At 65.6% G+C, this 23,998-nt stretch carries 20 protein-coding genes; 15 read left to right on the top strand and 5 right to left on the bottom strand.

Annotation, left to right across the window (positions count from 1 at the left end; translation table 11 throughout):
- The first annotated feature begins 51 nt into the window (after positions 1 to 51).
- Genes HMH01_RS16385 through HMH01_RS16425 form a run of 9 tightly spaced genes read left to right on the top strand, consistent with a single transcriptional unit; the run spans position 52 to position 10,614 of the window.
- Positions 52 to 3,798 (top strand): nitrate reductase subunit alpha, encoded by a 3,747-nt coding sequence (locus tag HMH01_RS16385; protein ID WP_171326880.1) that lies wholly within the window; start codon positions 52 to 54, stop codon positions 3,796 to 3,798.
- Positions 3,795 to 5,321, top strand: coding sequence for a nitrate reductase subunit beta (gene narH, locus HMH01_RS16390; RefSeq protein ID WP_171326881.1), 1,527 nt, complete (start codon positions 3,795 to 3,797; stop codon positions 5,319 to 5,321). Before HMH01_RS16385 ends, narH begins: the two co-directional genes overlap by 4 nt.
- An 8-nt stretch (positions 5,322 to 5,329) precedes the next feature.
- Positions 5,330 to 6,037 (top strand): nitrate reductase molybdenum cofactor assembly chaperone, encoded by a 708-nt coding sequence (gene narJ / locus HMH01_RS16395; protein ID WP_171326909.1) that lies wholly within the window; start codon positions 5,330 to 5,332, stop codon positions 6,035 to 6,037.
- 1 nt (position 6,038) lies between these two features.
- Complete coding sequence (gene narI, locus HMH01_RS16400) at positions 6,039 to 6,824, top strand: respiratory nitrate reductase subunit gamma (RefSeq protein WP_171326882.1); 786 nt, start codon at positions 6,039 to 6,041, stop codon at positions 6,822 to 6,824.
- A 5-nt stretch (positions 6,825 to 6,829) separates the two neighbouring features.
- Complete coding sequence (locus HMH01_RS16405; RefSeq protein ID WP_171326883.1) at positions 6,830 to 7,624, top strand: peptidylprolyl isomerase; 795 nt, start codon at positions 6,830 to 6,832, stop codon at positions 7,622 to 7,624.
- Positions 7,625 to 7,679: 55 nt separating this feature from the next.
- Entirely contained in the window at positions 7,680 to 8,201 is a 522-nt protein-coding gene (locus HMH01_RS16410; protein WP_171326884.1) for a hemerythrin domain-containing protein, read from the top strand.
- The gene (locus tag HMH01_RS16415) at positions 8,191 to 8,808 is read left to right on the top strand and encodes a carbonic anhydrase (RefSeq protein WP_171326885.1); all 618 of its coding nucleotides are present in this window, start codon (positions 8,191 to 8,193) and stop codon (positions 8,806 to 8,808) included. Before HMH01_RS16410 ends, HMH01_RS16415 begins: the two co-directional genes overlap by 11 nt.
- The gene (locus HMH01_RS16420; RefSeq protein ID WP_171326886.1) at positions 8,805 to 10,082 is read left to right on the top strand and encodes a molybdopterin molybdotransferase MoeA; all 1,278 of its coding nucleotides are present in this window, start codon (positions 8,805 to 8,807) and stop codon (positions 10,080 to 10,082) included. Before HMH01_RS16415 ends, HMH01_RS16420 begins: the two co-directional genes overlap by 4 nt.
- A gap of 10 nt (positions 10,083 to 10,092) precedes the next feature.
- On the top strand, positions 10,093 to 10,614 hold the full coding sequence (locus tag HMH01_RS16425) for a DUF2478 domain-containing protein (RefSeq protein WP_171326887.1): 522 nt from the start codon (positions 10,093 to 10,095) through the stop codon (positions 10,612 to 10,614).
- 170 nt (positions 10,615 to 10,784) lie between these two features.
- Here HMH01_RS16425 and HMH01_RS16430 read toward each other — a convergent pair whose 3' ends face one another.
- On the bottom strand, positions 10,785 to 11,561 hold the full coding sequence (locus HMH01_RS16430; RefSeq protein ID WP_171326888.1) for an IclR family transcriptional regulator: 777 nt from the start codon (positions 11,559 to 11,561) through the stop codon (positions 10,785 to 10,787).
- 179 nt (positions 11,562 to 11,740) lie between these two features.
- Between HMH01_RS16430 and HMH01_RS16435 the strand changes: the two genes are divergently transcribed.
- From HMH01_RS16435 to HMH01_RS16460, 6 genes are all read left to right on the top strand, one after another.
- Complete coding sequence (locus HMH01_RS16435; protein ID WP_343035376.1) at positions 11,741 to 13,219, top strand: aldehyde dehydrogenase; 1,479 nt, start codon at positions 11,741 to 11,743, stop codon at positions 13,217 to 13,219.
- 112 nt (positions 13,220 to 13,331) lie between these two features.
- Positions 13,332 to 14,315, top strand: coding sequence for a TAXI family TRAP transporter solute-binding subunit (locus HMH01_RS16440; RefSeq protein WP_171326889.1), 984 nt, complete (start codon positions 13,332 to 13,334; stop codon positions 14,313 to 14,315).
- A 100-nt stretch (positions 14,316 to 14,415) separates the two neighbouring features.
- Positions 14,416 to 16,392, top strand: coding sequence for a TRAP transporter permease (locus HMH01_RS16445; protein WP_171326890.1), 1,977 nt, complete (start codon positions 14,416 to 14,418; stop codon positions 16,390 to 16,392).
- Between the two features lie 39 nt (positions 16,393 to 16,431).
- Positions 16,432 to 16,710 (top strand): hypothetical protein, encoded by a 279-nt coding sequence (locus HMH01_RS16450; protein ID WP_171326891.1) that lies wholly within the window; start codon positions 16,432 to 16,434, stop codon positions 16,708 to 16,710.
- Entirely contained in the window at positions 16,707 to 18,110 is a 1,404-nt protein-coding gene (locus tag HMH01_RS16455) for an amidase (RefSeq protein WP_171326892.1), read from the top strand. Before HMH01_RS16450 ends, HMH01_RS16455 begins: the two co-directional genes overlap by 4 nt.
- A gap of 597 nt (positions 18,111 to 18,707) precedes the next feature.
- Entirely contained in the window at positions 18,708 to 19,445 is a 738-nt protein-coding gene (locus tag HMH01_RS16460) for a response regulator transcription factor (RefSeq protein WP_171326893.1), read from the top strand.
- Between the two features lie 22 nt (positions 19,446 to 19,467).
- Here the strand turns inward: HMH01_RS16460 and HMH01_RS16465 are convergent, their stop codons facing one another.
- The 4 genes from HMH01_RS16465 to HMH01_RS16480 form a co-directional block, all read right to left on the bottom strand.
- Positions 19,468 to 20,418 (bottom strand): Csu type fimbrial protein, encoded by a 951-nt coding sequence (locus tag HMH01_RS16465; protein ID WP_171326894.1) that lies wholly within the window; start codon positions 20,416 to 20,418, stop codon positions 19,468 to 19,470.
- On the bottom strand, positions 20,418 to 22,856 hold the full coding sequence (locus HMH01_RS16470; RefSeq protein ID WP_171326895.1) for a fimbria/pilus outer membrane usher protein: 2,439 nt from the start codon (positions 22,854 to 22,856) through the stop codon (positions 20,418 to 20,420). The genes HMH01_RS16465 and HMH01_RS16470 overlap by 1 nt, the downstream gene beginning before the upstream one ends.
- A gap of 68 nt (positions 22,857 to 22,924) precedes the next feature.
- Positions 22,925 to 23,380, bottom strand: a complete 456-nt coding sequence (locus HMH01_RS16475; RefSeq protein ID WP_171326896.1) for a fimbrial biogenesis chaperone — start codon at positions 23,378 to 23,380, stop codon at positions 22,925 to 22,927.
- A gap of 56 nt (positions 23,381 to 23,436) precedes the next feature.
- Entirely contained in the window at positions 23,437 to 23,979 is a 543-nt protein-coding gene (locus HMH01_RS16480) for a Csu type fimbrial protein (protein WP_171326897.1), read from the bottom strand.
- Positions 23,980 to 23,998: the final 19 nt, after the last annotated feature.

A 23,998-nucleotide genomic window follows, 5' to 3' on the forward strand; every position in this document is an offset into this window, starting at 1 on the left:
CCGCGCGGCGCAGTCCGCCGCCCGGACCCTGACAACCGAAAGGAAAGCCAGATGAGCCATCTGCTCGACAGACTGAACTTCTTCCAGAGCAAGGAACTGGAGCAATTCTCGGACGGTTGGGGTCAGACCACCCGCGAGAACCGCGACTGGGAAGATACCTACCGGAACCGCTGGCGGCACGACAAGATCGTGCGCTCGACCCACGGGGTGAACTGTACCGGGTCGTGCTCGTGGAAGATCTACGTCAAGTCCGGCATCGTCACCTGGGAGACGCAGCAGACCGACTATCCCCGGACCCGCGCCGGCCTGCCCAACCACGAGCCGCGCGGCTGCGCGCGCGGCGCGTCCTACAGCTGGTATCTCTATTCCGCCAACCGGGTGAAGAACCCGCTGATCCGCGGCGCCCTGATGCGCGCCTGGCGCAAGAAGCGCGAGACGATGACCCCGGTTGCCGCCTGGGCCGCGATCCAGAACGACCCCGCGTTGCGCGATGCGATCAACAAGGCCCGCGGCAAGGGCGGCTTCGTGCGCGCGACCTGGGACGAGGCGACCGAGATCGTGGCGGCGGCCAATGCCTACACGACCAAGACTTACGGCCCCGACCGGGTGTTCGGCTTCTCGCCGATCCCCGCGATGTCGATGGTCAGCTACGCCGCCGGCACCCGCTACCTGAGCCTGCTGGGCGGCACCTGCATGTCCTTCTACGACTGGTATTGCGACCTGCCGCCAGCCAGCCCCCAGACCTGGGGCGAGCAGACCGACGTGCCGGAATCGGCCGACTGGTACAATGCGGGCTTCCTGATGCTGTGGGGCTCGAACGTGCCGCAGACACGGACCCCCGACGCGCATTTCTACACCGAGGTGCGTTATCGCGGCACGAAGTCCGCCGTGGTCAGCCCCGACTATTCCGAGGCCGCCAAGTTCGGCGACATCTGGCTGAACCCGCAGGCCGGCACGGATGCGGCGCTGGCGATGGCCATGGGCCATGTGATCCTGCGCGAATTCCACATCGACCGGCAGGCGGAATACTTCGAGGACTACGCCCGCCGCTACACCGACATGCCGATGCTGGTGGTGCTGGACGAAAGGGACGGCCGGCTGGTCCCCGGCCGGATGCTGCGGGCCGATGATTTCGACGACAAGCTGGGCGAGACCAACAACCCCGACTGGAAGACCGTCGCCTATGACGAAGCGTCGGACCGGATCGTGGCGCCCAACGGCTCGATCGGCTTTCGCTGGGGCGAGGAGGGGCGGTGGAACCTGGAGGAGCAGGCGAAAGGGGCGGGGACAAGGCTGCGCCTGAGCCAGATCCTCGATGACGACCACGACGCGGTGGTCGGGGTCGATTTCCCCTATTTCGGCGGCGTGGCGACGGAAAATTTCGTCAAGTGCGACGCGCCCGAGGTGCTGACCCGGAACATTCCCGCGCGGCGGATCAAGCTTGCAGACGGCAGGGAGGTGCTGGTCGCCACCGTCTTCGACCTGTTCTGCGCCAATTACGGGCTGGATCGCGGCCTGGGCGGTGACTGGGTGTCGAAGGATTTCGACGACGACATGCCCTACACCCCCGCCTGGGCCGAACGGATCACCGGGGTCGAGCGGGAGAAGATCATCGCGGTCGCCCGCGAATTCGCGGGCAACGCCGAGAAGACCCGCGGCAAGTCCATGGTCATCCTGGGCGCCGGCCTGAACCACTGGTACCACATGGACATGAGCTACCGCGGCATCATCAACATGCTGGTGATGTGCGGCTGCATCGGCCAGGAGGGCGGCGGCTGGTCGCATTACGTTGGCCAGGAAAAGCTGCGCCCGCAGACCGGCTGGACGCCGCTGGCCTTCGCGCTGGACTGGAACCGCCCGCCGCGGCACATGAACTCGACCAGCGCCTGGTATGCCCACACCGACCAGTGGCGCTACGAGACCCTGCGCGCGGGCGAGATCCTGTCGCCCACCGCCCCCGAGGGCGACTGGGACATATCCCTCATCGACTACAACATCCGCGCGGAACGCATGGGCTGGCTGCCGTCGGCGCCTCAACTCAAGACCAACCCGCTGGAGGTGTCGAAACAGGCCAGGGCGGCGGGCAGGGAGATCAAGGACTACGTCGCCGAACGGCTGAAATCCGGCGATCTGGAAATGTCCTGCCAGGACCCGGACGCACCCGAGAACTGGCCGCGCAACCTGTTCGTCTGGCGGTCCAATCTGCTGGGGTCGTCCGGCAAGGGGCACGAGTACTTCCTCAAGCACCTGCTGGGCACCGATCACGGCGTGATGGGCAAGGACCTGGGCGAGGAAGGACAGGCCATGCCGAAGGAAGCAGTCTGGCATGACGAGGCGCCCAAGGGAAAGCTCGACTTGCTGGTGACCATCGACTTCCGCATGTCGACCACGGCGGTCTATTCCGACATCGTGCTGCCGACGGCCAGCTGGTACGAAAAGGACGACCTGAACACGTCCGACATGCACCCGTTCATCCACCCGCTTCAGGCGGCGGTGGACCCGGCCTACGAGAGCAGGTCTGATTGGGAGATCTTCAAGACGATCGCGGCCAAGTTCTCTGAAGTCGCACCCGAGGTGCTGGGGGTCGAGACCGACATCGTCCAGCTTCCGCTGCTGCACGACACGCCCGGCGAACTGGCGCAGGCGGATGTGCGCGACTGGAAAAAGGGCGAATGCGACCTGATCCCGGGCAGGACCGCGCCGAACTATGTGGCGGTCGAGCGGGATTATCCCAACCTGTACAAGAAGTTCACTTCCGTCGGGCCGCTGCTGGAAAAGCTGGGCAACGGTGGCAAGGGGATCAACTGGGACACCAGGACAGAGGTCGGGCACCTGCGCGACCTGAACGGGGTGGTGCAGGACGAGGGCGTGTCACTGGGCCAGCCCAAGCTGGAAACCGCCATCGACGCGGCCGAGATGATCCTGATGCTCGCGCCCGAGACCAACGGCGAGGTGGCCGTGAAGGCGTGGGAGGAACTGGAAAAGCCCACCGGCCGCCACCACGCGCACCTGGCGGAAGGGGCGCATCACACCAAGATCCGCTTCCGCGACATCGCCGCGCAACCGCGCAAGATCATCTCCAGCCCCACCTGGTCGGGCATCGAGTCCGAGGAAGTCTGCTACAACGCCGGCTACACCAACGTGCACGAGCTGATCCCGTGGCGCACGCTGACGGGGCGACAGCAGCTCTACCAGGATCATCTGTGGATGCGGGCCTTCGGCGAGGGCTTCGTCAGCTACCGCCCGCCGGTGGACCTCAAGACCATCACCGCGGCCGTGAACAACGACGCGGCCGAGGGCAGCCCGCATGTCGTGCTGAACTTCATCACCCCGCACCAGAAATGGGGCATCCACAGCACCTATACCGACAACCTGCTGATGCTGACGCTGAACCGGGGCGGGCCGGTGGTCTGGATGTCCGAGGTCGATGCCCAGAAAGCGGGTCTCGTCGATAACGACTGGGTCGAGGCCTACAACATCAACGGCGCGCTGACCGCGCGGGTGGTGGTGTCCCAGCGGATCAAGCAGGGCACGCTGTTCATGTACCACGCGCAGGAAAAGATCGTGAACACGCCCGGATCGGAAAAGACCGGCCATCGCGGCGGCATCCACAACTCGGTGACCCGCGCCACGCTGAAGCCCACGCACATGATCGGGGGCTACGCGCAGCTGTCCTACGGCTTCAACTACTACGGCACCGTGGGATCGAACCGCGACGAGTTCGTGATCGTTCGCAAGATGAAGAAGATCGACTGGCTCGATCAGCCCGCAACCCGGAAAGTGGAGGCAGCGGAATGAGAGTTCGCGCGCAAATCGGCAAGGTCCTGAACCTCGACAAGTGCATCGGGTGTCACACCTGCTCGGTCACCTGCAAGAACGTCTGGACCAGCCGCGACGGTGTCGAATACGCCTGGTTCAACAACGTGGAAACCAAGCCCGGCACCGGCTATCCCACCGACTGGGAAAACCAGAAACGCTGGCAGGGGGGCTGGGTGCGCTCGGCCTCCGGCAAGCTGCACCCGCGGCAGGGGTCCAAGTGGCGGATCCTGGCGAACATCTTCGCCAACCCCGCCATGCCCGAGATCGACGACTATTACGAGCCGTTCGATTTCGACTACGACCACCTGAAATCCGCCCCCGAGATGGACGCCTTCCCCACCGCGCGGCCGCGGTCGCGGATCACCGGCGAGCGGATGGAAAAGATCGAGAAGGGCCCGAACTGGGAAGAGATCCTGGGCGGCGAATTCTCGAAGCGCTCGGCCGACTACAACTTCGAGGATGTGCAGAAGTCGATCTATGGAGAGTATGAAAATACCTTCATGATGTACCTGCCGCGTCTGTGCGAGCATTGCCTCAACCCGACCTGTTCGGCGTCGTGCCCCTCGGGCGCGATCTACAAGCGCGAGGAGGACGGCATCGTCCTGATCGACCAGGAGAAATGCCGCGGCTGGCGGATGTGCATTTCGGGCTGTCCCTACAAGAAGGTCTATTACAACTGGGACACCGGCAAATCCGAGAAATGCACCTTCTGCTATCCGCGCATCGAAAGCGGCCAGCCGACGGTCTGTTCGGAAACCTGCGTCGGGCGCATCCGCTACCTGGGCGTGATCCTGTACGACGCCGACAAGATCGAGGCGGCGGCCAGTGTCGAGCGCGAGACCGATCTTTACGGCGCGCAGATGGACGTGTTCCTCGACCCGAACGACCCCGAGGTGATCGCCGCCGCCCGCCGCGACGGCGTGCCGGAGGACTGGATCGAGGCCGCCAAGGTCAGCCCGATCTGGAAGATGGCGATGGAGTGGAAGGTCGCCTTCCCGCTGCATCCCGAGTACCGGACCCTGCCGATGGTGTGGTACATCCCGCCGCTCAGCCCGATCCAGAACGCCGCCCAGGCCGGGCAGATCGCGATGAGCGACCAGATGCCCGACGTGCGCAGCTTGCGTATCCCGGTCAAGTATCTCGCCAACATGCTGACCGCGGGCGACGAGGAACCGATCGTGCACGCGCTGGAACGGATGTCGGCCATGCGGCTCTACATGCGGGCGCTCAGCGTGGACGGCGTGCGCGACGAGGGGCTGGCCGCCCGCGTCGGCATGTCGGGCCGCATGATCGAGGACATGTACAGGATCATGGCCATCGCCGACTACGAGGACCGCTTCGCGATCCCCACGGCGCACCGCGAACAGAACGAGCATGGCGCCGACATCCGCGGCGGCTGCGGCTTCACCGATGGCAACGGCTGTTCCACCGGCGAGACCGGCAAGACCACCCTGTTCGGCGGCAAGAAGCGGAACTTCACCCTTCCGCAGGAGACCTTCTGATGATGATGATGGACCGCACACTCAAGGCGCTGTCGCTGATCCTGAGCTACCCCACGCCGGAGCTTCGGCAGGCGATGCCCGACATCGCGGACGTGCTGGCCGGGGACCGTCGCCTGTCGCCGGACGTGAAGACGGCGCTGGATGCGCTTTGCCTCGGGCTTGCCCGCGGCGATCTCTACGACCTTCAGGAGAGCTATGTGATGCTCTTCGACCGCTCGCGCACCCTGTCGCTCAACCTGTTCGAGCATGTCCACGGCGAAAGCCGCGACCGGGGCGGCGCGATGGTCAGCCTGATCGAGACCTACCGGGAGGGCGGGTTCGAGCCCGCCACCTCGGAACTGCCGGACCACCTGCCGGTGCTGCTGGAATTCCTGGCGACGCGACCCTCGCGCGAAGCACGGGACACCCTGGCGGACGCGGCCCATATCCTTGACGCGCTGGGGGCCAGGCTCGGCCGGCGCGACAGTGGATATGCAGCCGCGTTCGCCGCTCTTTCCGATCTTGCCGGGACAACGGCCGACGCCGACGCGGTGGCCGCGATGCTGGCGCAGCCCGACGATGACCCGTCCGACCTCGAGGCGCTCGACGCCGTATGGGAAGAGACCGAGGTCACCTTCGGCCCGGACCCGAATGCCGGCTGTCCGCAGGTCCGCGACATGCTCGCGGTGATGGACCGCCCGGCCGCCACGCTGAAACCCCTGGACAGGAGCGCATGACATGTTCGGCGACTTCGACATCAACTTCGTCATCTTCGGCGTCATGCCCTATGTCGCGCTGACCGTCTTCCTGGTGGGGTCGGTCGCGCGCTACGAGCGCGACCCCTTCACCTGGAAGAGTTCGTCCAGCCAGCTTCTGCGGCGCAAGCAGCTGATCTGGGGATCGATCCTGTTCCATGTCGGCATCCTGACGGTATTCTTCGGCCATCTCGTGGGGCTGTTCACGCCGGTCTGGGTGCTGGATACGCTGGGCATTCCCTATGGGCTGAAGCAGTGGATGGCCGTGCTGATCGGCGGGCCAGCCGGCATGGCGGCGCTGATCGGCTCCACGATGCTTCTGCATCGGCGGCTGGCCGATCCGCGCATCCGCGCGACGTCGACCTTTCCGGACATCCTGATCATGGTGCTGATCTGGCTGCAACTTGCCATCGGCCTGCTGACGATCACCCAGACGCTCCAGCACATGGACGGGTCCGAGATGGTGCGCTTCATGACCTGGTCGCAAAGCGTGGTCAGCTGGAACATCAACGCCTGGGTCACGGTGGTGGATGTCCACTGGCTCTACAAGACCCACATCTTCCTGGGGCTTGTGATCACCATGCTGTTCCCCTTCACGCGGCTGGTGCACATCTGGTCGGGCTTCGCGGCCCCCTTCCGCTACCTGCTGACGCGGCCCGGCTACCAGATCGTGCGCTCGCGCCGGCATCGCCCGCTGGAAGAACGCCGCCGCGCGTTCGACAGCGTGCAGGCCCGGCGGGGGCCCTCGATCACGACGCCGGGGGAGTGAGGGCAATGTCGACCGCGTTCCTTGCCGATGTCGTCGTCAACGGCGAAACCATCCCCTCGGCGGCCATCGCCGCCGAGGCGCAGAACCACCAGGCCCCGCGCGACAAGCCCGGCATCGCCTGGCGCAAGGCGGCGCAGGCGCTGGCGATCCGCGCGCTGCTCTTGCAGGAGGCCCGTCGCCGCGGCCTGAAGGCCCGTTCCGAGGAACTTGCCCCCGGACGGATCGAGACCGAGGAAGAGGCGCTGATCCGCGCCCTTCTGGACGAGGCGCTGACGATCCCGCCCGTCACCGATGACGCAGTTCGGGCGGAATGGGAAAAGGACCCCGACCGCTACCGCTCTGCGCCGCTGTGGGATGTGTCGCATATCCTGTGCGCCTGCGATCCGCGCGACGAGGACGGGCGCGCGGCCGCCGAGGCGCGGGCCGCGGCCCTGCTGGCGCGGCTTGACGGTGATGCCAGGGGCTTCGCCGCGGCCGCCCGGGACAGCGACTGCGACTCGAAGGCGTCCGGCGGCCATCTCGGCCAGCTTGGCCCCGGCGACACCGTCCCGGAATTCGAGGCGGCGCTGCGGACCCTGCCCGAGGGGGGCATCAGCCCGGCGCCCGTCCTGTCGCGGCACGGCTGGCACATCATCCGGCTGAACGCGGTCGCGCCCGGGCAGGTGCTGCCCTTCGAAAGCGTCCGTCCGAGGATAGCGCAGGCGCTGGAGAAAGCCGCCTGGGCACGGGCATCGCGGGACTTCGTGGAAAGCCTGGCCCGAGGTGCGCAGATCACCGGCGCAAGCCTCGCGCCGATCTGAAGCGGGAAAGGTCGTCATGGAGCGGTCAGGCCAGAAACATCCCCCCGGCGGTCCGATGCGGATAGATCCGTCGCTGCTTCGGACCCCGGTCGAGTTCCTGCACGCCGTGCACCTGCGCGAGCGCGAGATCTGCGCGCTTCTGGACCGGATCGCGGACCGCGCCCGGGCCGCATCCGGCGAGATCGAGGCCGCCCTGCGGTTCCTGTCCGACGAGCTTCCCGCGCATCTGGACGACGAGGAGCAGGACCTGTTTCCGATGCTGCGCGCGCGCTGCTCGGATGACGACGAGATCGACCGCCTGCTGGACCAGCTGCACGCCGATCACTGCCGCGCCAGCGCCTTGACGCCGCGCATCACCGGGATCGTCGGGGACGCCGGGTCGGGACTGGATGCGGGCGACTGCGACGAACTCCGGCGCTATGCCGGTCAATCGCGGCGTCACCTCATCCTGGAGAATGCCGTTCTTCTGCCTTTCGCACGGCTGCGCCTGACGCCAGCGGATCTTGAGCAGCTTCGGGCCGCCATGACGCGACGCCGCAGCCCCCGCACCACCCTGGAGCCGAAACATGCTGAGTGACCTGATCCACCGAAACATCCGATGGTCGGATGCCCGCAACGCCGAGGACCCCGGCTACTTTTCGCGGCTGGCGGCCCAGCAGACGCCGGAATTCTTCTGGATCGGCTGCTCGGACAGCCGCGTTCCGGCAAATGTCGTCGCCGGGCTGGACCCGGGCGAGGTGTTCGTGCACCGCAACGTCGCGAACGTGGTGCACTCGGCCGACATGAACCTTCTGTCCGCGCTGGAGTTCGCGGTCGAGGCGCTGAAGGTGCGCGAGATCATCGTCTGTGGCCATTACGGTTGCGGCGGCGTGCGGGCCGCCACCGAGGACATGCCGCACGGGCTGGCCGATCACTGGCTGGAGCCGATCCGGCGACTGGCGCGCGCCTATGCCGTCGACCTGGCCAGATGCAAGACCGCCGAAGAGCGCCGCGACTGCCTTGCCGAACTGAACGTCGTCGAGGGGGTGAGGCGCGTCTCTGAGACGCCCATCATCCAGAAGGCGTGGGCGCGCAGGGCCGATATCCGGGTCCATGGGCTGATCTACGGGCTGAAGGACGGACGCCTGAGGAACCTCGACTGTTCGACAGGCCCCGGACATTTCGAGGGGAGGGCCGCGGAATGACCGTTCTCCAGCGCATCGAGGCGCAGGGCTGCGACTGCGACGCCGCAGGGCACCGGGCCGGGCTGATCAGCCTGGAAGAGGCGCTTGCACGGATCGAGACACATGTCTCGCCGGTGCCCGGCACGGGGGCTGTGCCGCTGCTCGGCGCGGCTGGCCGCGTCCTGGCAGAGCCGGTCCGCGCCAACACGATGACACCGCCTTTCGACAATTCGGCGATGGACGGCTACGCTGTAAGCACCGCGGCCTTCGCGGGCGACGGTCCCTGGAGCTTTGCGGTCGCATCCCGCGTTCCGGCCGGTACGGCGCCCGTGGCTATGGTCGGCACGTCGCGCGTTGCGCGCATATTCACCGGCGCGCCCCTGCCAGCCGGCGCGGATGCCGTCATCGCGCAGGAAGCCGCCCACCTGTCCCACGACCGGGTGAGCTTCGACAGGTGCCCGCCGCGCGGTCTGAACATCCGCCGCGCAGGCGAGGACATGATGCCCGGCCAGGTGATCCTTGCCCCCGGCGTCCGTCTTGGCCCACGCGAGATCGCGGCCTGCGCCGCCGCCGGGGTGGGCACGGTCGCGGTCCGGCGCAGGTTGCGCGTGGCCCTTCTGGTGACCGGCGATGAAATCGCCTGCGCCGAAAGCGGGCGTGACGACGCGCAGATATGGGACGTGAACACCCCCATGCTCATGGCCGCGATGCGCGACCCGCAGGTCGAAGTGGTCCGGCTCGAACGTATCCCCGATCGCCGGGATGCGTTGATGCAGGGTCTGGCGCGCCGGATCGGGCGGGTCGATGTCATCGTCACCACCGGGGGCGTTTCGGTGGGCGAGGAAGACCATGTGAAACCCGCCCTTCGGGCACTGGGCGGGGAAATCCACTTCAGCGGCGTCGCGATGAAGCCCGGCAAGCCCGTATCCTTCGGGCGCGTCGGCGCGACGCCCTGGCTGGGTCTGCCCGGCAACCCGCTTTCGGCCCTGGTCACCTGGCAGCTTTTCGGGGGCGCGCTGCTGCGCCGGCTGACCGGGCAGACGCCGCCCCGGGCGCGGCGGCTGGTCGTCACGGCGGTGCCGGTGCGCCGCAGGCCCGGCCGCTGCGAACTTCGCCCCGCGACGCTGGTGGGCTGCGATGCGCTGGGCCGCGAGGTCGTGCGGTTCGGGGATGCCACCCATTCCGCCCGGGTCGGATCGCTTGCGGCCGCCGATGGCCTGGTCCTTCTGCCCGCCGACCGCGACGTGCTGCCGACCGGCGCGCTTGTGGAGTTTCACCCTTTTTCCAATGCATGAGGAGCAGGACATGCAACTGGCCTGGACAATGTCGCCTGGACGCGGGGACACCGATCTCATTCTTGCAACCCTTGCCTCGGACCTGGCCGCGCGCGGCGTCAGGGTCTGCGGCGCGGTGCAGATCAACACCGAAAGGCCCGGTGCCGGCCCCTGCGACATGGACGTGCAGGTGCTGCCCGGCGGCCCCGTCCTGCGGATAAGCCAGAACCTCGGGCTCGAGGCGCGGGGGTGCCGTCTGGATCCGGCGGTGCTGGAGACGGCAGTCGGCCTGGTCTCGGCCCGGCTCGATGCGGGGGTGGACCTGCTCATCGTCAACAAGTTCGGAAAGCACGAAGCGGCGGGCCGCGGGTTTCGGGACGTGATCGCCGAGGCCATGGCGCTGGGCGTGCCCGTGCTTGTGGGTGTGAACGCCCTGAACCGTGCCGCGTTCGAGGATTTTGCCGGCGGGCTTGCGACCCGGCTGCCGCCCGAGGGGGCCGCGCTTGCGCATTGGGCGGAGCGGGTGTCGCGCAAGGCGGACCGGGCCGCCTGAAGCGCCCGCGCGATCGGAACCGCGCCTGCATGCCCGTGCGGGGCGGTCCTGCGCGCGCTTGCCGGGGCGGGGGCGGATTTCGTCCCTGTCGGCGGTTGCTGCGAGGGAGCGGTGCGCGTAGCCGCCTGCGCGGGTCGTGGTGGCGGTGCCGGGCCGGGCCAGGCCGCGGTTCAGGCGGCGCTTGTCACGTCGCCGCTGGCGGGAAATCTTCCGCCAAAGGCATTGGTCAGCGCGCGCGCGGCAGGAAGAAGGTAGCCGACCTGCTTGGCGACATGGGCTTCCGTGAAGCGATCGAGCGGGCCAGAGATCGACAGCACCCCGACAACTTCGTCATCGTGCCCGAAAACGGGGGCGGCAACAGCCGCGCAGTCAGGGTCGGTTTCACCGAAGGAAACGGCATAGCCCTTTCGGCGGATGTCGTTGACCATCTCCGGCGGAAGATCCGGGACGTCGTCATGGGCCAGAAAGACCCGACCGGCCGCCCCATGCCGCAGTGGCAGAAGCAACCCGGTCTTGACGCGATCCAGTGTCGAATGCCCGGAATCGACCCTGAACAGGCACAGCCGCCGTTCCGCGTCGTGCCTGATGTAGAACGACGGGCTCTCGCTTCCCGCCGCGGTCATGCGCTCGAGGACGGGCATGATCCGTTCCTCCATGCGGCTGGCCCGCTGGTACATCGCGCCAAGGCGAAGAAGCATGGGGCCGAGCTGGTAGCGGCCATCGGCGAGCTGGATGATGTAGCCGTAGGCCTTCAGCGACTCGATCAGCCGAAGGGTCGTGCTCTTGTACAGGCCGGTGCGCCGCGCAAGTTCCGAAACGGACAGCGGCTCCACCTCTCCGTCGAATGCGGAGAGGATGCTCAACGCCCGGTTCACCGCGGCCACACCTGTTTTCTCGTCCACGAAAATTCTCCCGCTCAAGATAAAGTCGCCGATGATTTGTACCAACCCGGGGCCGGTGTGCAAAACGCTTGCATCGGCGCCAACTCTGCATAAAATAGAACAGCGTTCTGCTAGATGGAACACCCTTCTCCGAGTTTCCAGGGGCAGGGTACCGCGCCGCCCGCGGATTACCAACCGGTGAGAGCGTGGGCGGTGCCGCAAAAGGACAATGGAAGGAAGAATACGTGGCAGAAAGCTATCAGATGCTCATCGGTGGCGAATGGACCGACGGCACCGGCGGGGAACGTCTCGACAGCTACAATCCCTTTACCCAGGAAGTCTGGGGGACCATTCCGCAGGCGACCGAACAGGATGTCGGCAACGCCATCGAGATCGCGCACCGGACCTTTCGCGAGCGTTGGCGCCATGTGAACGGGCGCGACAGGGCGGCGATGCTGAACAGGCTTGCCGACCTGATCGAGGAGAATGCGGAAGAGCTGGCGACGATCGACAGCACCGACAATGGCAAGGTCATCCGCGAGACCCGATCCCAGATGCGCTTTGCCGCGCGCAATTACAGGTACTTCGCGGGTTACGCGGACAAGCTTCAGGGCAACACGATCCCGCTCGATAACGGGCAGATGTTCGATTACACGCTGGTCGAACCACTTGGTGTGGCTGTTCTCATCACCGCCTGGAATTCGCCGCTTCCGCTTCTCGCGAACAAGCTGGCGCCGGCGCTGGCAGCCGGAAACACGGTGGTCATCAAGCCCTCGGAACATGCGAGCCTGTCGACGCTGGCGTTCGGGAAGCTCATCGCGAAGGCGGGGTTCCCGGACGGCGTCGTGAACATCGTGACCGGGGACGGCCGGATCGGAAATGCGCTGACCGCCAATCCGCTTGTCCGCAAGATCAGCTTCACCGGCGGTTTGCCCACGGCGCGCAGGATACTGGAAAGCGCCGCCGCGCACCTGATCCCCGTGACGACCGAGCTTGGCGGCAAGTCGCCCAACATCATCTTTGCCGATGCGGATCTGAACGCCGCGGTGACCGGCGCGGTGGCCGGCGTGTTCGGCGCCTCGGGCCAGACCTGCATCGCCGGATCCCGCCTGCTGGTCCAGCGCGCGATCTATGATGAGGTATGCCGCCTGGTCGTGGAGAAGGTGCGGGGCATCAAGCTCGGCAATCCTCTTGATGAAACGACCGAGATGGGACCGGTCGCGAACCGCGCCCAGCTCGACAAGATCCTTGCGATGATCCAGCAGGCCAGGGACGAGGGTGCGAACATCGCGGTCGGCGGCGCGAAGGCGAGCGGCCCCGCGCTCGAGGGTGGATATTTCGTGGAGCCGACGGTCATCGTCGATGTCGACCCGTCGCTGACGATCGCCCGCGAGGAAGTGTTCGGGCCGGTGCTGTGCATCATTCCGTTCGAGGACGAAGCCGACGCCGTGGCTATCGCGAACGCGACGGAGTACGGTCTTGCTTCGGGGGTCTGGACCAACGATCTGCGGCGGGCCCATCGCGTCGCGCGCGAGATCGAGGCGGGGCTTGTCTGGCTCAATACCTATCGTGCGTCCTATGTCGGTGCGCCCTTCGGCGGGACCAAGCTGTCCGGTCATGGCCGCGAACGAAGCTGGCATGCCCTGCTTGAGTACACTCAGGTGAAGAACGTGATGCTCGACCTTTCGGCCGAGGAGCGGGATCCATTCGCGATGAAGCTCTGATGCCGATGGCTGGCGTCGCCCCGACCACGCATGGGCGGCGCGGGGGCTTCGGCCCCCAAGAACCGAGGTGCCGGACCGGCGCCGAGAAAAGAACTTGAAGGAGGAGACCAAGATGAACAAGCAGACACGCATCAATGTGCTGGCGTCCATGGCGCTTGTCGCGCCGCTTGCCTTCGGCGCGGCAGCACAGGCGCAGGTGTACCAGATCAGCATGCCGCTGGGCGGGACTTCCGGAACCTTTTACACGCAGGGCGCGGCGCTGGCCGACTTCATCAACGCGCGCGCGGATGGCATTCGCGTCGTGCCGTCGACTTCGGGCGGATCGGTCGAGAATATCCGGCTGGTCGGCAGCGGCCAGGCCGAATTCGGCATGGCGTTCGAAGGCCATATCTACGGCGCCTGGAGCGGCGTAGGCTTCGAGAAGCCCTACACCGAATACCGGATGGTCGGGCCGGCGCAGCAGACCTCGGGCTGGAACTTCATCGTCCTGGCCGACAGCGACATCCAGAGCGTGGCGGACCTTGCCGGTCGCGAATTCGTGCCCGGCGCTCCCGGCTCGGGTTCGGCGTCGGATGCCGACCTGTTCCTCGAGCATATCGGTGTCCGCGATCAGATCGACATAAGCTACTACAGCTGGGGCGAGCTGGGTCGGATGCTGACCGATGGCGATATCGAGGGCTTCAACCGCACGGGCGGCGCGCCGGCCCCGTTCGCGACCGAGATCGATGCCACGCATCCGATCCGGGTGCTCGATCTGGAGGCCGAGATCGATGAGAGCGGCTTTCTCGAGGAGTTTCCGTTCTTCACGAAGCTGACCATCCCGGCCGGAACCTATTCCGGGCAGGAAGAGGATGCGGTGACCTACGCCCAGGGCGTGCAGTGGATCGTGCACAAGGATGTGCCCGACGAGGCGGTCCGCGAGTTCCTCGAGCTTGCATACACCGAGGACGCCGCCGCACATCTTGACCGCGCATTCCCGCAGCATGACCATCGCAACATGGAATGGCTGAAAACGGCCTATGTGCCGCTGCACCCCGCGGCCGCCGCTTTCTGGGCCGAGAAGGGCCTGGAAGTGCCGGAACCGGTCCAGCAGTAACCCAGGGCCAATGCGCTTGCCGGCCACGGCGGTGCTGCCGCCGTGGCCGGGCCCGGCCTGTCCGGGGCCCGAACAACAGCCTGCAAACAGGGGGGGACGCATGTCGCGATCCGCAGACAAGACAAGGAACGAGGCGCAAGCGGCGGCTTCAGGGGCGGAAGGCGAGACCGTGCTTCGCCCGCGCGACGGGGCGTTCGGGCTCCTGTTCTCTGCGATCGCGATCTTCTTCGCCGCCTTCTACCTTTATACGGCGGGGCCGTCCTTCTTCGGCCGGATCGGTGTCGGAACCTATCGCGGAATGTTCCTGCTTCTTGCCATTCTGATGGTCTTCATGATCTATCCGTTTGGCCGAAAATCCGATCCGAGGCGTCCCACGCCGGTGGATCTGGCCCTGATAGCCATGACGGTCGTGTCGTTCGGCTATTTCGTGGTGGAGTTCGACGCCCTCGTCCAGCGCGTCGGATACTACACGGAGATGGATTTCTACATGGCGTTGATGGCCACGATCGTCTCGTTCGAGGCGACGCGCCGCGTCATGGGCAGCATGCTGCCAGCCGTTGCGGTCATCTTCCTGCTTTACGCCGTATACGGCAACCTTCTTCCCGAAAGCGTCTCGCATCGCGGGTACCCGTGGGGGCGCGTCTTGACCGACATGTTCACCCAGGAGGGGATGTTCGGCCTGGTCCTGAACGTGACCGCACAGTACGTCGTGCTTTTCGTCGTGTTCGGCGCCCTGATGAACCGTTTCGGCGCCGGGGATTTCTTCGTCCGGCTGCCCTTCGCGCTGACCGCCGGCTATCGCGGGGGGCCCGCAAAGGCCGCGGTCCTGGGCAGCGGCATGATGGGCATGATCTCGGGCAGTGCGACGGCGAATACGGTCGCGACGGGCACCTTCACCATCCCGCTGATGATCAAGGCAGGCTACAAGCGGCATGTGGCCGGCGCCATCGAGCCCGCGGCATCCACGGGCGGCATGTTCATGCCGCCGATCATGGGCGCCGGTGTGTTCATCATGGCCGAGATGATCCAGATGCCGTACACGCAGATCATGATAGCGGCCATCGTACCCGCTCTTCTCTACTTCTTCTCGGTGGCCGCGGTCGCCCATTTCGAGGCAGCCCGCGAAGACATCCCGATCCTGCCGAAGGAAGACCGCGAAAGCGCGTGGGAGATCTTCAAGCAGGGCTGGTACTACCTGCTTCCGATCTTCTTCGTCGTGTACCTGATGCTGACCGGCACCTCGCCATCGCGGGCGGTCTACTACACGGTTTTCCTGTTCCTTGCTGTCGCCATCGCCGCGCGGCTGATAAAGAAGCCCGCGGATGAAAGCTATGCCTCGGTCCTGAGGAAGTCCGGGGTCGATCTGATCAAGGGGCTCGAAGAGGGCGCGGTGAACTCGCTCGTGATCTCGGCCGTCGTCGGCACGGTCGGCATCATCCTGGGCATCGTGTTCCTCACGGGGCTCGGCTTCATCTTCACCACCTCGGTGATGCAGTTCACCTTCGGGCTTCTGCCTCTGGGGATCCTGCTGGCGCTGGCCAGTTCCTACATCCTGGGCATGGGGATGACGGTGACCTCGGCCTACATCCTGATGGCGATCCTGGTCGCTCCCGCGCTCGAGGTGATGGGGGTCAGCGCGCTGGCCGCGCACATGCTGGTGTTCTGGTACAGCCAGTCCTCGAACATCTCGCCCCCGGTCTGCATGGCGGCCTTTGCCGGCGCCTCGATCGCAAAGGCAAATCCGATGAAGACCGGGTTCACGGCGCTGAAGTTCTCGGCATTCCTGTTCGTGATCCCCGTCCTGTTTCTCTACACGCCGATCCTGATGCCCGAAGGGATGACCTTCGGCGCGGCGCAGGCGATGGTCACGTCCTTCATCGCCGTGATCGCGGCGGCGGCCGCCCTGTCGAACTTCATGCTGTGCCGCACCACCCTGCTCGAACGCGGGGCGCTCGTGACAAGCTCGGTGATACTTCTGTTCCCGCAACTCATCCTGAACCTTGGGGGGCTGCTTCTGCTGGCGGGGGTCTACCTTGTCCAGAAGCGGCGCGTTGCAGGAAACATGGCCAAGGCATGACGTCCTTGCAGGCTTGTGGCCTGCGGACAAGGGGCGCTTATGGGCCTGATCTTGCGCGCGCCTGCCGCGCGCAACTCCGGCCGGACGCCGCACGGAAAAGGAGAAGAACGACCGATGTCTGCCGAAAACGACGATACCAGGCGCTGGTTCGACGCGCGGCTTCGCGCGCTCGGACTGGACCATCTCGACGCGCATGACCGGAACCGCCTGTGGCAGTCCCTGCTCAAGCAGCGGACCCTGTCCGAAAGCCTTGATGCGGATGTTGCACCGGCGACCGAACCGGCTGTCGTCTTTCAGGTTTCCGGAGATGTCTCATGATCGATCCAGCCTGCCGGCTTTCCCTGACCGACCTTGCCCGACGTCTTGACGAGGGCGCGCTTTCCGCGACCCAGGTGACCGAGGCCTTTCTGCAAAGCATCGATGCACAGAACGACAGGCTTCACGCGTTCATCAGCGTCGATGCCGAAAACGCCCGTCGCCGCGCCGATGAACTTGACGCGATGCACGCCAGGGGCGCGCGCGCCGGTGCCCTGCACGGCGTTCCGGTCGCGGTCAAGGACATCATCGATGTCGAAGGCATGGCCACGACGGGAAACTCGCGGATAACGATAACCGAGAAGGCCGCCGAGGACGCGCATGTGGTCGCACGGCTGCGGGCGGCCGGTGCGGTCATCATCGGCAAGACCATGCTTCACGAGTTCGCGACCGGCGGCCCGTCCCACGATCTTCCGTGGCCGCCTGCCCGCAACCCCTGGAACCCCGCCCATCATCCCGCCGGGTCCTCCTCGGGGTCCGGCGCGGCAGTCGCGGCATCGATGTCCCCGGCGGCGCTTGGGACGGATACGGCAGGATCCACGCGACACCCCGGAACGGCGTGCGGAATTGTCGGGATGAAGCCCACCTACGGGGCGATCAGCCGCCATGGCGTGTTTCCGCTGGCCTTCTCGCTTGATCATGTGGGCCCCATGACCCGCACGGTTGCCGACAACGCGGCACTGTTCGACGCCTGTATCGGCCACGATCCGCGCGATCCGACAAGCCTGCGGGACGCGCGCCCGGCAAGCCCCGATCTGGGGAAATCCGTCAAGGGATTGCGCATCGGCGTGCTGGAGGAGTTCAACGCTCACGCCGAGGACGAGGTTCGCCAATCCGTCGAGCAGGCGCTGGACACGCTGCGCGAGATGGGGGCGGAACTGGTCGCGATGGACCTGCCGCCGCTTCAGACCTTTACCGATTGCGGCCGGCTGATCATCCAGGCGGAAAGCTATGCGGTTCACAAGTCGTGGATGCGGTCACGCGCCCATGAGTATGGTTGGCGGGCCCGGACCAAGATCCTGTCCGGCGCATTCGTGGATGCCGGAACCTATATCCAGGCCCAGCAGCTGCGGCGTAGCCTGACGCAGGCCTTCGACCAGGCCATGCGCGGGCTTGACGCCGCCGTCGGGGTATCGAGCCTTCACCTTCCTGCGCGTGTCGATGACGATGATGCGATCGATGCGACCTATGACCGCCAGGCCCGGACACCCTTCAACCTGACCGGAAGCCCGGCCATCGCCGTGCCCACGGGGTTTGCCGCGTGCGGCCTGCCGCTGGGGATGCAGGTCGTTGGCCATCATCGCGACGAGGCAATGATCTGCAGGATCGGCCACCAGTTCGAGATGGCCCGCCCCTGGGCCCATCTTTTCCCGCCGGTAGCGGACGAAAGAGCAGACGGCTGAAAGAGCAGCCGCGCGGCCGGCTGCCTTACCGAACAACCCGCTTTCCCGCCGGGCCGCGCAGCTTGCGGCCCGGTTGCAGGCCCCGAGGGGCCAGCCCGGCCCGAGCGGCGGAAGCCGCAGGCCTTCCCGCGCGCGTATCGCGATGCAGAGGCGGCCGCGCCGGCTTTTCCGCAGGTCCCCACCCCCAAGTGCGTGCCCGGTATCGACCCGGGTCGAACACCCTGCCTCGGTTGTCCTTCGCATGAATTTTTGCTGCATGGCAGCAAGAAGGATGAACAGGACATATCCAGAACAAAACATATATACAATTGACTGATCTAAAACGATTTCAAATTTTTGCGTATAAAATTTTATATTTATCCCGTAAAAATTGAGTATTTAAGTATAAAAATTTATTAAAACCATATCCACCCATCGCAAATGTTGCATGCATTTTACATACAGATACCACTTCATGCATGTAATGGCGGAAAAAGTCTTGATTTTGTCTTGACGAGGGTGGGGAATTTATTTTAAGGTGTCCGCCGGAAATGTGAACGTGCCGCCCCCGGCGGGACGCTCCATCATCGTTCCACCCCAAAACATGAATGTGCTTAGATGCTGGATGCCCCTACAATTCTGACGCTTGATGATGAAGAGCAGATCACGTCGCTGATCGAGGGAGCGTTGGCGCTTGATGGCTCCAAGGTTCTGGTCGCGAACAGTGTCCAGGAATTCTCGGAGATCAAATCACGCGAGGATATCGATATTTATATTTTGGACCTGTGTGTCCCGAATATGAATATCCTGCGCGTGGTCAAGGAAATCCGGGAATTTGAAGACGCTGGAATCATCATGTTGAGCGGGCACAGTTCGGAAGTGGACGTGGTGCTTGGTCTTGAGCTTGGTGCCGACGACTACATACCCAAGCCCTTTCGCCTGCGTGAATTGCGGGCAAGGGTGGCGGCCGTCCATAGAAGGCGGAAGGAAAGGGCGCTGGTCCCGGCGGCGGCACCGGCATCCGGGCAGGATGCGACGCAGGCCCCTGAGGAAAGACTGAAGGCAGGGGCGTGGTCCATCAACACCGCCGGGCGGCGTGTCATGCATGAGTCTGGCAAGGCGCTTGTCCTGACCACGTCCGAGTATGATGTCCTGCTTTATCTTGTCAGAAACAGAAACCGGGTTGTGACAAGAAACCAGATCATGGATGCTTTGCGGGGCGAAAGTTGGGCTGCTTACGATCGCCTGATCGACGGCTTCATTTCCAGGCTGCGCGCAAAGATGGCCGCAATAGATCAGGGATTCGATTCCATTCAGACGATCAGGGGCATCGGATACTGCTTTTCTGTCGATTGAGGCAGTGCCACGATGGCCAGTCCTAGTACTCGATGGTGACGACCACCGAGTCGACATAGGTGCCGACGGGCACGCTTTGACCGGACTGGATGCGGCCATAGACGGGTGTGGACTGGTTTGATCCGGTCCCGGTCCCGGTCCCGGCGTGATCGTCGCCTGCGCCGTCGCCCCACGGCATGGTCCGCGCCGCATCCAGGTAAAGCCCATAGGTCAGCGCCTCGCTGCCGCTCATCATCTTGCGCTGGGACGGTCCCGTGACGTTGGTGCCCATGCCAAGGCCAAGGCTGACGGTGTAGGGCGTGCCGTCCGTGCAGGAAATGTCGAGCGTGGTCATATCGTCGATGGGTGCCGGGATTGTCCCGTCGATGTTGCCGAAATCCAGCGGCCAGGCTGTGATCGTGCAACTCGGTGTGACATCGGCCGTGACCTGGAACCCGGTCACGTCCCCGCTTGTCGTGCAGATGGACCCGGCGCCGTAGTCGAGACTGACATCCGAGCCGGACAGGAAGGTGGAGCTGTAGGTTCCGCCGACGAAGCCCGATCCGGTCGAGGTGATCTCGGCATAGAGCCCGGGGACGACGCTGCCATCGCCATTGGCGTCGAGCGTCACGTCGAATTCCGCGTTGGTCCAGAGCGTGCCGCCCGAGCTGGCGTAATTGCCGCTGGTCAGTTCATAGGCGAGCGTCGCGCCCTGTGGCCCCGCAAGGTAGCGCGGCGACCGGCCGGCATTCGCGCCGCCGCTTCCCGTGCCGATGTCGATGCAGACGCGCGCCGAGGTGGATGGCGTCCCGCCGGCGCAGGTGATCGACACGTTGGCGAGTGTCGTGTCCGATGCTCCGTCCCTGACAGAAACCTCGCCGAACACGACATCCTGGATGGTCGCCTCGCAGACAAGTGCGGCCCTTGCCGAAGGGGCGTGAAACAGCAGCGCAATCGCGATCGCCAGCACGGCGATGGAAGATCTTGTCAGCATCAGCGGCACTCCACGTCTTCGATGACAACCTGTTCGCCGACCCGGGGGGCGAACGCGAATTCGGCGGTGCAAGGGCCTTGCGGCGTGGTGACGACGATCCGGTTGGTCGCCCCCAGGCCCTCGATCCAGGTCTCTCCGTCGAATCCCACGATGAACTCGTCGTCACCGCCCTCGAGGCGGACGATCGAGCCTACGGAAAGAAACGCGCCGGTCGGGTCTCGCAGCACCACAAGCGCGGACGGCACCGAGCCCGAGCCGAACTTCAGCGCGGCGCCGGACTTGCGGGCCGGCACCACCTCGAAGCTGGTGGCATCGATCGAGGCGTCGATCGGCAGGCTTGCCGGGTCAATCGAGACGCGATTGACCCGATAGGCGCGAAGATCGGGGACCAGCGCGCGCCCCAGCGGGCCGGTCCGCGTCACGGGCTGGTTGTGCAACATCACCTCGACGCCCGGGACCCCGACATCGACCACCGCGAAGGCGTCGCTGATCCTGTTCCCGACGAAGATCCCGCCGCCCGCCGCGACAAGAGCCCCCGAAAGCGTCACCGAACCGCCGACACCCTGGCCCGTCTCCCGCAGCGACAGGCCCGCCTGTCCGTAGCGCGAACGGTACTCCACGCGGCCGTTGCCGGTCAGCTCGCCGTCCTGCGAATTCAGGTCGAGGCGGTAGCCAAGGCTGCCCGCCTCGCGGCGCATCGGGCGGCTGAGGCTGGCAATCGCCCGCGTCCCGCCGTTCTCGCTGCGCGACACGCTGGTCGATGCGTGCGTCTTGCGCCCCAGCGGGATGGAGAGACCGATCGAGACGCCGTATCCCCCGTCGCCTCTGACGCTCTTGAACGCGGCCGCGCGCAGCGATGCGTCCGTCCATTCGAAACGCTGCGAGTAGGTTGCCGAAAGAATCGTCCGCCTGTCGCTGCCGCGTTCGGCATTGACCAGCCCAAGGCTGAGGCCCGCACCGTCCCAGATCTCGGGGAAATAGACCGACAGGGAGTCCTGTGCCCGTGCCGGGATCAGCCCGGTGACGTCTTCGTTGACCACGTCCGCGCCCAGGTAATCGACGCCTGTGGCATAGGCGAGATCGCGGAAGTCGCCGAAGCTGCGAAACGTCTCAAGGTTTATCCTGGCGCCCAGCACTTCCGTGCGCAGGCGCCCGTGGACGAAGTGCCCGGTTTCACTTCCGTAGCGGCTGGCGCCCGCGGCAAGGGTCAGCTCGGCCAGGTGAAACGGCGTGGTCGTGAACCCGATCCCGCCCATGAACAGGTCGTTAGAGCCCTCGACATGGCCTTCCAGCGTGAAATGGTCGCTCACGCCGTAGCGCGCGCTGGCCGAATAGATGGTCGCGTCGCCATACTGGAAATTGCGCTCGCCATAGGCCTCCCGCGCGTGCCCCACCTCAAGCGAGAAATCGAGCTTGCCGCGCCGCAGCAGGTCGCGCGCGGCGAAAAAGGGGACGCGGGCGACCTGCTCGTTTCCCTCGCTGTCCCGGACCACGATCCGCGCCTCGCCCTGGCTCGTGATCGTCGGCAGCTCGGTCAGCACGAACGGCCCCGGTTCGATCTGCCCCGACCAGGCGCGCACGTTGTCGATGAACACGTCGACGGTCGAGGGCAGGGCCGCCGCGCCGGAATAGGTCAGCAGCGGCGTGTTCACCACGTCGCTGCGCAGCGAGAAATCCCGCATCAGTTGCAGCCCGCCCATGCGCACCGGCCGCGACCATTGCGGGCCGGAGGACTGGATGTCGCCCGCCGAGAAGGTGATCATCCGCTGGGGGTTCGAGTAGGAGAACACCGTCTCCTGGCGCTGGAAACGGCCGCCTTTGAGCGACCAGTCCGGAAAGCTTGCGGTTCCGGTGGAACTCAGCACGCCGAACGGCGTGTAGATCCGCCCGTCGAGATAGGCGCCAAGGCTGGACAGCTCGAACCCGTCGTCCAGCAGGTTGCTGCCCAGGTTGCCGGTCAGGCCGTAGTTGAGCACGGCGCCAAGGCCGGGCTGCGCGGGCACGAATGCGGGCCGCTTGACGGCCGAAATCTGCCGCGGGACCAGTTGCGAATGGGGGGCCGTGATCTCGATGGTCTGGCTGATATCGTCGTAGACGTAGGAAAGGCCGGGGATGTCGTCCAGATGGACGGTTCGTCCGTCGCCCCCACTGGCCTTGATCCCCACCTGGCGCAACTCTCCGGCAGTGGACGAGATCCGCCCGTCGCCGGCGTGCTGGGTGAATTCCGCGATCAGGCCCGTATCCTCGCCGTTGACGAGGACGAGAAGAAAAAGCGGCATGTCCACCGACGGCAGGAACGGCCCGGCAAAAGGGCCGCCGGCTTGTGCAATCGCCGGCACCGCAGCGGGCTCGGCCCCTGCGGGACGCAGCGCCGCGGTGCTCATCAGCAGGAATGTCAGGACGCCGACGATACGGGTCCGGCCGCGGAACCGGTCCAATGGTCGCTCCTTCCGGGTCAGATTGCCAGTCTTGTGCCGTCACGGGCGCAGGCGCGCCCCCGCGCGCCTCAGCCCCGGTTCTCGAAGCAGAGCGGGACGGAATGGCGGATCGTGAAGGCCACCTGCGCCCCCTTTCCGCCGGTCTGGGGCAACTGGTCCACAAGGATCCGGTAGCATTCCTTTCCGCGAACCGGCGCCTTGCTGGTCCGCACCAGCCGGATCGTGGTCTCGCGGTTCGGCGCCATCCGAAGGACGGGCGGGCTGGCGACGACATCGCGTGTCGTCGTCAGGACATCCCGCCCGCCCGACCGGGTCCAGCGCATGACCCGCACCTGGCCTACGGCCTGGCTGCGCGCCCCCGTCGCAACCGTCAGTTCGGCCGTCTGCGCAGGCGCCCACACCTTCATCGAGGTCGGCGAGATCGTGAATTCACCCGCGGCGGACGCCCCTGCCAGCAGAAGCGCGCAGCCGAACGCAAGGGCCGCGATGGTGGTCTTGAGTTTCGGGTTGCCGTTGGTGTTCATGATGATCCGTACCTTCCAAGATCGGGTGTGGGCGTTCAGGCGTCTATGTCAGGGGATCAGCCCTGAGGAGCCACATAGGCGTCGTCATAGGTCACGGTCAAAGTCACCGTGTCGGAGTACGAACCAGCCACGGCGGCCGCGCCGCTTTGCGTCTGGCCGTAGATCGTCTTGGTGTAGGTTACGCCTCCATCGGACGTCGCCGGCTGAACGGTACCGTCGATCGCAATCGGGGTGACTCCGTTCGTCGCCTCCGAAAGCGTGTAGGCGATGTAGTTGTTTGCGTCGTTCGCGCTGACCATCTGCCGGGTGGTGGTGCCGTCGGGGTTGAGGCCGCCACTGAAGGCAATCGTCACCGCGTCGTTTTCATTGGCAGAACCGCAGCTGACGGTCACGTCAGCACTCACTTCGACCGGAGTGCCTGCGTCGTCGATGTTGCCAAAGGAAAGAGCGTCGGCGCTGACGCTGCAGCTGCGGACGACCGTCGCCGACACGGTCATGCTGCCGGGCGCCGTCTGAGACGCCGCGAGCACGGGCAGCGCGCCCATGACCATGGAACCGGCAGCCAGCGCCACCAGGACATTCTTGTTGATGGTCTTCATCCTCTTCTCTCCACTTAAA

Source organism: Halovulum dunhuangense (assembly GCF_013093415.1).
GTDB lineage: Bacteria > Pseudomonadota > Alphaproteobacteria > Rhodobacterales > Rhodobacteraceae > Halovulum > Halovulum dunhuangense.